Genomic DNA, 10,618 nt, shown 5'->3' on the forward strand with positions numbered 1-10,618 from the left:
CCCAACGCCACCGGCTACTTCACCACCCAGTTCGCGGGCCAAAGCCTGAACACCAGCTTCCTCGACACCGGATCGAATGGTCTTTTTTTCAATTCCAGTACGGTTCCCGCCTGCACCGGCAGCAATGTCGGGTTTTATTGTCCAACCGCACTGACCAATTTGACGGCCACGCTGGTGGGCGCGAATCGGGCGAGTGCTTCAGTTTCGTTTTCAATTGACAACGCAACGGCATTGTTTACGGATGCTCGCATGGCGGTTCTTCCGACCCTGTCCGGGCCCTTCGGTGACAGCACCAGCTTTGATTGGGGTTTGCCGTTTTTTTACGGGCGCCGGGTGTTCTTTGGTATCGAGGGGCAGACGTCATTGCTTGGGCAAGGTCCTTTTTATGCGTTCTGAGGGCCTGTTTGGTTGGCCGCCTGCAGACCATTCCTGAAGTGTTCCTGCATCCGCTGTCTGGCAAGCGTCGGATCACGAGCCAGAATGGCCGCCATCAGAGCCCCGTGTTCATTCAAGGATTCCTCAATGCGCCCTGATTTCAGCAGCGAGTTGTGGCGGTTGAGTTTCATGACCTTGCGCAGGTCGGCCACCATCTGATCGCGCCAGCGGTTGTTTGCAATCTCCAGCAGCCGCATGTGAAAACGTTCGTTGATCTCGAAAAAGCGTTCACGGTCCTGTTTGCCAGGCTTGGCCGAAGCCTCCAACTCGTGGTGCAGGCTTTGCAGGATTTCAATTTGCGCGCTGGTGGCCGCGCTTGCCACCACGCCAGCCGCATCTGCCTCCAGTAGGCCCAGCAGGTGGTACACATCGGCCAGATCGCGCTCGGACACCTCGGTCACATAGGCGCCGCGCCGCACTTTCATGGTGACAAGGCCTTCGGCGGCCAGCACTTTAAGCGCTTCACGCAGCGGCGTGCGGCTGATGCCGTAGGCCTCCGCAATCTTCAACTCATCAATCCAGCTGCCGGGCTCCAGTTCACGCGTGAAAATTCGTTGACGCAGGAGTTCCGCCACTTCTTCATAAAGTGCCCGTGGAGATAGGGAAAGTGCTGCCATGCCCTGAATTGTAAGCTTGAAATAATATTCTGAATCAATAATTATAAATAACGTAAACTACAATTCCGGCACGAATGCAGGCCCGGGCGGTTGCTGTCCGGTCTTGTTTCAGTGTCAGATCACATCGATAAACTCAGCGCGAACGGCAGCCGTCATGACCTCCAATAATCCAGAATTTCAAATCGCCAGCCTTGAGGCGTGGCGCAAGGCGGCCGCCAAGTCCGCGCCGGATGGTGCGGTCGACACCTTGAACTGGCAAACGCCGGACGGCATCACGGTCAAGCCGCTTTACACCGCCGCCGATACGCAAGACCTGCCTTACGCCAACACCTTGCCCGGGTTTGAGCCCTACCTGCGCGGCCCGCAGGCCACCATGTATGCGGTGCGTCCTTGGACCATCCGGCAGTACGCCGGTTTTTCGACGGCGGAGGAATCCAACGCTTTTTACCGCAAGGCCCTGGCAGGAGGTGGGCAAGGCGTGAGTGTCGCCTTTGATCTGGCGACGCACCGGGGCTATGACAGCGACCATCCGCGCGTCACCGGTGACGTCGGCAAGGCTGGCGTGGCGATCGACTCGGTTGAAGACATGAAAATCCTGTTCAACCAGATCCCGCTGGACAAGGTGAGTGTTTCCATGACCATGAATGGCGCCGTGTTGCCGGTGCTGGCCGGCTATGTGGTGGCGGCGGAAGAGCAAGGCGTGCGGCAGGACCAGCTTTCAGGAACGATTCAGAACGACATTCTGAAAGAGTTCATGGTGCGCAACACCTACATCTACCCGCCCGCGCCCAGCATGCGCATCATCGGCGACATCATCGAGTACACGGCCAAAAACATGCCCAAGTTCAACTCGATCTCGATCTCCGGCTATCACATGCAGGAAGCCGGTGCCAATCAGGCTTTGGAACTGGCCTTTACGCTGGCTGACGGAAAGGAGTACGTGAAGACCGCCATTGCCAAGGGCATGGACGTGGATGATTTTGCCGGGCGTCTGAGTTTTTTCTGGGCCATTGGCATGAACTTCTACCTGGAAGTGGCCAAGATGCGCGCCGCGCGGCTGCTGTGGTGCCGCATCATGAAGAATTTTGATGCCAAATCGCCCAAGAGTTTGATGCTGCGCACTCACTGCCAGACATCGGGCTGGTCGCTGACCGAACAAGATCCCTACAACAACGTGGTGCGCACCACCATCGAAGCCATGGCGGCGGTGTTTGGCGGCACCCAGTCACTGCACACCAACAGCTTTGACGAGGCGATTGCCTTGCCTACCGAGTTCAGTGCCCGCATCGCCCGCAACACCCAGCTGATCATCCAGGAAGAGACCCACATCACCAACGTGATCGATCCTTGGGCTGGTTCCTACATGATGGAGAAGTTGACGCAGGACATGGCCGACGCCGCGTGGAAGATCATTCAAGAGGTCGAAGCCATGGGCGGCATGACGCAAGCGGTGGACAGCGGCTGGGCCAAGCTGAAGATCGAGGCTGCCGCGGCTGACAAGCAGGCGCGCATTGACAGCGGCAAAGACGTTATCGTCGGTGTCAATAAGTACAAGCTGAAAACCGAAGACCCGATTGACGCCCGCGATATCGACAATGTGGCGGTGCGTGACGCTCAGATCGAGCGACTGAAAGTTATCCGGCAAAAGCGCGATGCGGAACTCGTGAAGGCTGCTCTGACGGCGATCACTGTTGCGGCTGAAACCAATTCCGGCAATCTGCTGGAACTGGCGATCAAAGCGGTTCGCCTGCGTGCCACCGTCGGCGAGGTGAGTGACGCTCTGGAAAAAATTTACGGACGCCACCGCGCCGACACTCAAAAGGTGACCGGCGTGTATGCTGCGGCTTATGACTCGGCCGCCAGCGGAGGGGACAGCATGAAGTATTGGGATGACCTGAAGCAGGAAATTGACGCCTTTACCGAGGCCGAGGGGCGTCGTCCGCGGGTCATGATCTCCAAGCTGGGACAGGACGGCCATGATCGCGGCGCCAAAGTGGTGGCCAGCGCCTTTGCCGACCTCGGTTTCGACGTCGATATCGGCCCCCTATTCCAGACGCCCGAGGAATGTGCGCGACAAGCGATCGAGAACGATGTGCACGCGGTGGGTGTATCGACGTTGGCGGCCGGTCACAAGACCCTGGTGCCGGCCATTGTTGCCGAACTGAAGAAGCAGGGCGCCGATGACATCATCGTGTTCGTCGGCGGCGTGATTCCGCGGCAGGACTACGAAATGCTTTACCAGGCTGGTGTGAAGGGCATTTATGGCCCGGGTACTCCGATCCCGGTGAGCGCCAGGGACGTGCTGGAGCAGATCAAGAAGGCGAAGCAAGCTTGATTCAGGCCATGCCAACGTTTGTTTCAGTTGCCGGCAGCGACTTCGACCAGATGGTGACCCTGCGCATCGAGGCGCTGAGAGAGAGTCTGGAGCGCCTGGGACGCTTTGATCCGGTTCGTGCGCGCGAGCGACTGGCGGCCGGATTTGCGCCGGAATACATGCTGCACATAGAACTCGATGGTGAACGCATTGGCTTCGTTACGCTACGCCCAAACTCCCAGCCAGTGCCGCCGGCCCTGCAACTCGATCACTTGTATATCCGGCCCGCTTACCAAAACCGGGGTATCGGCGCTTGGACCCTGGATTGGGCCAAGGTGCTGGCTGCAGCACAAAACTGCGACATCACTTTGTCGGCACTGAAACAAAGTTCCGCCAATCGCTTTTACCTGCGTCATGGATTCGTCCAGGTTGGTGAGGGTGAGTTTGATCTGGATTACCGCTGGTTCCGATCGCAGGGAGAGCCGGTGTGAGTGTGCTCGAATCGATTGTTCACGGCTCTGCCGCGGTGCAGCGCCGCGCCATCGCCAAGGCCATCACGCTGCTGGAGTCGACCCGCACCGACCACCGGGCGCAGGCCGATGAGTTGCTGACGGCTTTGCTGCCGTACACCGGCAAGTCGTTCCGCCTCGGCATCAGCGGCGTGCCGGGTGTGGGGAAATCAACCTTTATCGAAGTGCTGGGCCTGTACCTGATAGCGCAAGGCCACCGCGTGGCGGTGCTCACCATCGATCCGTCTTCCAGCGTTTCCGGCGGCTCCATTCTGGGTGACAAGACACGCATGGAAAAGCTCTCCGTGCATGAGAGCGCCTACATCCGTCCCAGCCCCAGCAGCGGCACCTTGGGTGGGGTGGCCGAGAAAACGCGCGAGGCGATGCTGGTTTGTGAGGCGGCGGGCTATGACATCGTGATCGTCGAGACCGTGGGCGTTGGCCAGAGCGAGACGGCGGTGGCCAACATGACCGACATGTTCGTACTGATGCAACTGCCCAACGCGGGTGACGATCTGCAGGCGATCAAGAAGGGCGTGATGGAACTGGCCGACCTGGTGGTGATCAACAAGGCCGACCTCGACGCGGTTGCCGCGACCCGGGCTCAGGCTCAAATCACGTCTTCCCTGCGCCTGCTGGGGCTGCATGGCAATCCCGAGCATGCTCACCACGATCAGAAAATCTGGCACCCCCAGGTGATTCAACTCAGTGCCCTGCGCGGGCAGGGGGTGGATCGATTCTGGGCCGCGGTGCGGCAATTCCAGTTGCTGCAAACCGAAAACGGAAGCCTGCGCGCGCGCCGACAACAGCAAGCCCTGGCTTGGATGTGGGAGCGCATCGAGGCTGGTTTGAAACAGGCGTTTCGGCGCAACCCCGAGGTGCGTGCGAAGCTGGGCGGATTGACCGAAAAAGTTCTTGACGGCCGCATGGCGGCGTCTACCGCGGCGCGGCAACTTTTAATGACTTGTCATCCCGAGCATGATCCAGGATCCAAGGTGGCGCGAAACACAGACCCGGAGCAGACCCGGGACGACAAAAACGGAGAAAACCAATATGCACGACATACTTGAACAACTGGAAGCCAAACGCCAACTGGCCCGTCTGGGCGGTGGCCAAAAGCGCATAGACGCACAGCATAAAAAGGGCAAACTGACGGCCCGTGAGCGCCTGGAACTGCTGCTCGACGAAGGCACGTTCGAAGAGTGGGACATGTTCGTGGAGCACCGCTGCGTCGATTTCGGCATGGAGGAAAACAAGATTCCGGGCGATGGCGTGGTTACCGGCTACGGCATGATCAACGGTCGTCTGGTGTTTGTGTTCAGCCAGGATTTCACCGTGTTCGGCGGCGCCCTGAGCGAGGCCCATGCGGAGAAGATTTGCAAGATCATGGACCAGGCGATGAAGGTCGGCGCACCGGTGATCGGTCTGAACGACTCGGGTGGCGCGCGGATTCAGGAAGGGGTGGCCAGCCTGGGCGGCTATGCCGATGTGTTCCAGCGCAACGTGATGGCCAGCGGCGTGGTGCCGCAAATCAGTCTGATCATGGGACCCTGCGCGGGCGGCGCGGTTTACAGCCCGGCCATGACCGATTTCATTTTCATGGTCAAGGACAGCTCCTACATGTTCGTCACCGGCCCCGAAGTGGTGAAAACGGTGACGCACGAAGATGTGACGGCGGAAGAACTGGGTGGCGCCATCAGCCACACCACCAAGAGCGGTGTTGCCGATCTGGCGTTCGAGAACGATGTGGAGGCGCTGTTGATGCTGCGCCGCCTGTACAACTACCTGCCGCTCAACAACCGTGAAAAAGCGCCGGTGCGCCGCGGCGGCGACCCGGCCGAGCGCATGGACATGAGCCTGGACACCCTGGTGCCCGACAACCCGAACAAACCCTATGACATGAAGGAGTTGATCGTCAAGACGGTGGACGATGGCGACTTCTTCGAACTGCAACCCGAGTATGCCAAAAACATCCTGATCGGCTTTGGCCGCATGGAGGGCCAGACGGTGGGCTTTGTGGCGAACCAGCCGCTGGTGCTGGCCGGTTGCCTGGACATCAAGAGTTCCGGCAAAGCGGCGCGCTTTGTGCGTTTTTGCGACGCCTTCAACATTCCGGTGATTACCTTTGTCGACGTGCCCGGCTTCATGCCCGGCACGGCACAGGAATACGGCGGCATCATCAAGCATGGCGCCAAACTGCTCTATGCCTTTGCCGAATGCACGGTGCCCAAGATCACGGTGATCACGCGCAAAGCCTATGGCGGCGCCTACGATGTGATGAGTTCCAAACACCTGCGTGGCGACGTCAACTTTGCCTGGCCCAACGCCGAGATCGCTGTCATGGGAGCCAAGGGCGCGGTGGAAATCATCTTTCGCGAAGACAAGGGCGACCCGGCCAAACTGGCGGCCAAGGAGGCCGAGTACAAAGCCCGTTTTGCCAACCCGTTTGTGGCCGGTGCGCGCGGTTTCATCGACGACGTGATCCTGCCGCACGAGACGCGCAAGCGCATTTGCCGCTCGCTCGTGATGCTGCGCGACAAGAAGCTTGAGAACCCGTGGAGAAAGCACGGGAACATTCCGCTCTAGGGCTTGACGCTGATGATGGCCTCCTGTGCCTGCTTGCTCTGCGCGCGATTCTCTGTGGTTCGCGCTGGATCAGGCCGCCCGGGTGCTCTGCTCCGTGTCCCCCGCCCTGCGGGCTCCTCCTTTACCTGCGCAGAACACCCAGGCAGCCTGATCCCGATCCCCAGGTATTCCAGCGTGAGAGCCAAAGTCGGCACTTCGCAGCGGCAGATACCCCCACCCTGCCGCAGGCTCAGCAAAAAACTCTGCCCCTGTCGTCCGGACGCAAACTTAATTCTGTACCGAATTTCAATCTTGCCGACTTCATCAAGTTAGGAAACCTATGTTTACCAAGATACTGATCGCCAACCGCGGAGAAATCGCTTGCCGGGTCATCAAGACCGCACGCAAGATGGGCATCAAGACGGTGGCGGTGTATTCCGATGCCGACAAGGACGCACGCCATGTGATGCTGGCCGACGAGGCCGTCAACATCGGTCCGGCGCCCAGCCGCGAGAGCTACCTGGTGGCCGATAAGATCATCGCCGCCTGCAAGCAAACAGGCGCCCAGGCGATTCACCCGGGCTACGGTTTTTTGAGCGAGAACGCAAGCTTCGCCAAGCGTGTCGAGGAAGAAGGCATTGTCTTTATCGGCCCCAAGCATTACTCCATGGCGGCCATGGGTGACAAGATTGAATCGAAAAAACTTGCCGGTGCGGCCGGTGTGAATTGCATTCCCGGTGTCAACAGTGCAATTGAAACGGCTGAGCGCGCAGTTGAAATTGCCAGGGGCATTGGCTATCCGGTGATGATCAAGGCCAGTGCCGGCGGTGGCGGCAAAGGCCTGCGCGTCGCCTTCAACGACAAAGAGGCTTTCGAGGGTTTTACCAGTTGTCGCAATGAGGCGCGCAACAGTTTTGGCGACGACCGCGTGTTTGTCGAGAAATTTGTCGAGGAGCCGCGCCACATCGAAATCCAGTTGATTGGCGACGCCCACGGCAATGTCGTCTACCTCAATGAACGCGAGTGCTCGATTCAGCGCCGCCACCAGAAGGTGATTGAAGAAGCGCCGTCGTCGTTTATCAGCGAAGCCACGCGCAAGGCGATGGGTGAGCAAGCCGTGGCCCTGGCCAAGGCGGTGAATTATCAAAGCGCCGGCACGGTGGAATTCGTGGTTGGCAAGGATCAGAGCTTCTATTTCCTGGAGATGAACACCCGCTTGCAGGTGGAACACCCGGTGACCGAATGCATCACCGGTCTGGACCTGGTTGAATTGATGATCCGTGTGGCCGCCGGCGAAAAACTGCCATTGACGCAAGCCGATGTGAAACGAGATGGCTGGGCGATCGAGTGCCGCATCAATGCCGAAGACCCGTTTCGCAACTTTTTGCCGTCAACCGGGCGCCTGGTGCGCTTTCAGCCGCCGCGGGAGACCATGTTTGCGTCGGACATCCACCAGTGGCAGGGGGTACGGGTCGACACCGGCGTGCAAGAGGGCGGCGAGATCCCCATGTTTTACGACTCCATGATCTGCAAGCTGATTGTGCATGGCAAAGACCGACAGGGTGCAATTGCCAAGATGCGGGAAGCGCTCAACGGTTTTGTGATTCGTGGCGTCAGCAGCAGCATTCCGTTTCAAGCGGCCTTGCTGGCACACCCCAAATTTGTCGCCGGCGACTTCAACACCGGCTTCATTGCCGAAAATTATTCGCATGGTTTCAGGGCGGAAGACGTGCCACACGATGACGCCGACTTCCCCGTTGCGCTGGCGGCTTTCGTGCATCGCAAGTACCGCAACCGCGCCACCGCCATCAGCGGCCAGATGGAAGGCCACGAGGTGGCCGTCGGCGAAGACTTCGTGGTGCTGACCCTGGGTCAGCAGGGTCGTACCACGCCGACGCCGGTACGGGTGACTGAATTCGAAGGTAAGACAGGCTCCAGCTCGATCAAGATTGGTGCAAACTGTTACAAGATTTGCAGCAACTACCGTTTGGGGGAGGTCCGGATTGAAGGGACTTGCAACGGCCAGCCGTTCACGGCACAAGTCGAGCGCGGTAGCCTGGCAGGCAAGAACCCGCTGGCGATCCGTGTTTCGCACAATGGCAGCCAGATCGACGCGCTGGTGCTCTCGAAGCGGGCGGCGGCGCTGTACGCCCTCATGCCTTACAAGGCGCCGCCTGACATGAGCCGTTTCGTGTTGTCGCCGATGCCCGGCTTGCTGGTTGACGTGGCGGTTCAAGCCGGCCAAAAAGTGCTGGCCGGTGAGCGCGTTGCCGTGATTGAAGCGATGAAGATGGAAAACGTGCTGTTTGCCGTGGCGGACGGTGTGGTGGGGAGAATCCTGGCCGTCAAGGGTGAAAGTCTGATTGTCGATCAGCCAATTATTGAGTTTGCATGAAAATGAACCGACCTTTCAAAGTACTGGGCATCCAGCAGATCGCCATTGGCGGCGCCGACAAGACCCGGTTGCGCAAACTCTGGGTGGATATGCTGGGTCTCGACATAACGGGCACCTTTCGCAGCGAGCGCGAGAACGTGGACGAAGACATTTGTGCCATGGGCAGCGGAGCGTTCAAGGTGGAGGTGGACCTGATGCAGCCGCTGGACCCCGACAAAAAGCCGGCGGTACACGCTACGCCGCTTAACCATGTGGGCCTGTGGATCGACGATCTACCCAAGGCGGTGCATTGGCTGTCGGCCCAGGGTGTGCGTTTTGCGCCGGGCGGTATACGTCCGGGGGCGGCCGGCTTTGACATCTGCTTTGTGCACCCCAAGTCGAATGATGAATTTCCGGTCTGCGGCGAGGGCGTTTTGATTGAGTTGGTGCAAGCTCCGGCGCAGTTGCTGGCCGCTTTCGACAAACTTGCGGCACAACAGGCCTGATGCCGCAGCCCCCCTTCCGCAGGGTCCATTTGATGTAGGTCAATGTCTCCCAATCGGCACCCCGCAAGAGCTGGTTCGTCAGGCTTTTTTCACGTTCGCTGGCGTACACTCCCGCTTCACTTAGCCGCTGTTGCGGCGTACCCAAGGTTTAGGAGACCGACTTGCAGCCTACCAACATCGCCAGTCCAAACTATTTTCACAAGGTCGTTGATTGCCAATGGGCTTGCCCCGCCCATACCCCCGTGCCCGAGTACATCCGTCTGATCGGACAGGGTCGTTATAGCGATGCCTACATGGTCAATTGGGTTTCCAATGTGTTTCCCGGTGTCCTGGGTCGCACCTGCGACCGGCCCTGCGAACCGGCTTGCCGCCGGGGCCGGGTGGAAGAAAGCAATGGCGAGCACCCCGAACCGGTGGCGATTTGCCGCCTCAAGCGGGTCGCTGCCGACCACAAGGACGATGTCAGGAGTCGCATGCCCGCTGTGGCGCCCAAGAACGGCAAGCGCGTCGCCTGCGTCGGCGCCGGACCGGCCTCCCTGACCGTGGCGCGTGATCTGGCACCGCTGGGTTATGAGGTGACGGTGTTTGATGGTGAGGCCAAGGCCGGCGGCTTCATCCGCAGCCAGATTCCGCGCTTTCGTCTGCCTGAGTCGGTGATCGATGAAGAGACCGGTTACATCCTGGACCTGGGCGTCGATTTCGAGAGCGGCCAGCGCATCGATTCCATGCGCGCTCTTTTGACGCAAGGCTATGACGCCGTGTTTGTTGGTTGCGGCGCGCCGCGGGGCCGTGATCTTGAGGTGCCGGGACGCCGGGAGATCGGCGAGAACATTCACATCGGCATCGACTGGTTGGCCTCGGTCTCGTTTGGCCACATTACCAGCATTGGTAAGCGGGTGATTGTCCTGGGCGGCGGCAATACCGCGATGGATTGCTGCCGGTCGGCACGCCGTCTGGGCGGCGCCGACGTGAAGGTGGTTGTGCGCAGCGGCTTTGAAGAGATGAAAGCTTCACCGTGGGAGAAGGAAGATGCCTTGCACGAGGGTATTCCGATTCTGAACTTCCATGTACCGAAGGCTTTCGAGCATGTCAAGGGCAAGCTCACTGGTATGCGTTTTGAGATCGTCAAGGCGATTTATGACGACAAGGGCAAGCGCAGCCTGGTGCCAACCGGCGAGCCGGACGTGCTGATCGAGTGCGATGTGGTGTTGATTGCGGTCGGTCAGGAAAATGCTTTCCCCTGGATCGAGAGCGATGTCGGTATCCAGATTGACAAATGGGGCTTGCCGGTGCTGGTG

General features: G+C 59.5%; 9 protein-coding genes. 8 read left to right on the top strand and 1 reads right to left on the bottom strand.

What is annotated here, in order from left to right; translation table 11 throughout:
* A partial coding sequence (locus tag PHS32_RS18485; RefSeq protein ID WP_301080567.1) for a DUF3443 family protein occupies positions 1 to 396 on the top strand: 396 nt, incomplete at its 5' end.
* On the opposite strand, the gene PHS32_RS18490 is transcribed toward PHS32_RS18485, so the two are convergent.
* On the bottom strand, positions 384 to 1,052 hold the full coding sequence (locus tag PHS32_RS18490) for a GntR family transcriptional regulator (protein WP_301080568.1): 669 nt from the start codon (positions 1,050 to 1,052) through the stop codon (positions 384 to 386). The two genes, PHS32_RS18485 and PHS32_RS18490, sit on opposite strands and share 13 nt — an antisense overlap.
* Positions 1,053 to 1,206: 154 nt before the next feature.
* On the opposite strand from PHS32_RS18490, the gene scpA reads away from it, so the two are divergent.
* The 7 genes from scpA to PHS32_RS18525 form a co-directional block, all read left to right on the top strand.
* A complete protein-coding gene (gene scpA, locus PHS32_RS18495) occupies positions 1,207 to 3,387 on the top strand; it encodes a methylmalonyl-CoA mutase (protein WP_301080569.1) in 2,181 nt (726 codons plus the stop codon).
* Between the two features lie 8 nt (positions 3,388 to 3,395).
* Positions 3,396 to 3,857 carry a GNAT family N-acetyltransferase gene (locus tag PHS32_RS18500; RefSeq protein ID WP_301080570.1) on the top strand — a complete coding sequence of 154 codons (462 nt, stop codon included), beginning with the start codon at positions 3,396 to 3,398 and terminating at the stop codon, positions 3,855 to 3,857.
* Complete coding sequence (gene meaB, locus PHS32_RS18505; protein ID WP_301080571.1) at positions 3,854 to 4,945, top strand: methylmalonyl Co-A mutase-associated GTPase MeaB; 1,092 nt, start codon at positions 3,854 to 3,856, stop codon at positions 4,943 to 4,945. The genes PHS32_RS18500 and meaB overlap by 4 nt, the downstream gene beginning before the upstream one ends.
* A complete protein-coding gene (locus PHS32_RS18510) occupies positions 4,929 to 6,461 on the top strand; it encodes an acyl-CoA carboxylase subunit beta (RefSeq protein ID WP_301080572.1) in 1,533 nt (510 codons plus the stop codon). Before meaB ends, PHS32_RS18510 begins: the two co-directional genes overlap by 17 nt.
* A 319-nt stretch (positions 6,462 to 6,780) precedes the next feature.
* Positions 6,781 to 8,835: an acetyl/propionyl/methylcrotonyl-CoA carboxylase subunit alpha gene (locus tag PHS32_RS18515; RefSeq protein WP_301080573.1), complete on the top strand. Its 2,055-nt coding sequence runs from the start codon at positions 6,781 to 6,783 to the stop codon at positions 8,833 to 8,835.
* Positions 8,836 to 8,837: 2 nt separating this feature from the next.
* Positions 8,838 to 9,320, top strand: a complete 483-nt coding sequence (locus PHS32_RS18520) for a VOC family protein (protein WP_301080574.1) — start codon at positions 8,838 to 8,840, stop codon at positions 9,318 to 9,320.
* Between the two features lie 161 nt (positions 9,321 to 9,481).
* The coding region (locus PHS32_RS18525) for an FAD-dependent oxidoreductase (RefSeq protein WP_301080575.1) at positions 9,482 to 10,618 on the top strand (1,137 nt) is incomplete at its 3' end.

This window comes from Rhodoferax sp. (assembly GCF_028714215.1).
In the GTDB taxonomy this organism is placed as follows: Bacteria; Pseudomonadota; Gammaproteobacteria; order Burkholderiales; family Burkholderiaceae_C; genus Rhodoferax.

Excerpts from the sequence above, each read along its gene's own strand:
- PHS32_RS18515 (WP_301080573.1), top strand. The coding sequence starts at position 6,781 with ATGTTTACCAAGATACTGATCGCCAACCGCGGAGAAATCGCTTGCCGG.
- PHS32_RS18510 (WP_301080572.1), top strand. The coding sequence starts at position 4,929 with ATGCACGACATACTTGAACAACTGGAAGCCAAACGCCAACTGGCCCGT.
- PHS32_RS18490 (WP_301080568.1), bottom strand. The coding sequence starts at position 1,052 with ATGGCAGCACTTTCCCTATCTCCACGGGCACTTTATGAAGAAGTGGCG.
- scpA (WP_301080569.1), top strand. The coding sequence starts at position 1,207 with ATGACCTCCAATAATCCAGAATTTCAAATCGCCAGCCTTGAGGCGTGG.
- PHS32_RS18520 (WP_301080574.1), top strand. The coding sequence starts at position 8,838 with ATGAACCGACCTTTCAAAGTACTGGGCATCCAGCAGATCGCCATTGGC.
- PHS32_RS18500 (WP_301080570.1), top strand. The coding sequence starts at position 3,396 with ATGCCAACGTTTGTTTCAGTTGCCGGCAGCGACTTCGACCAGATGGTG.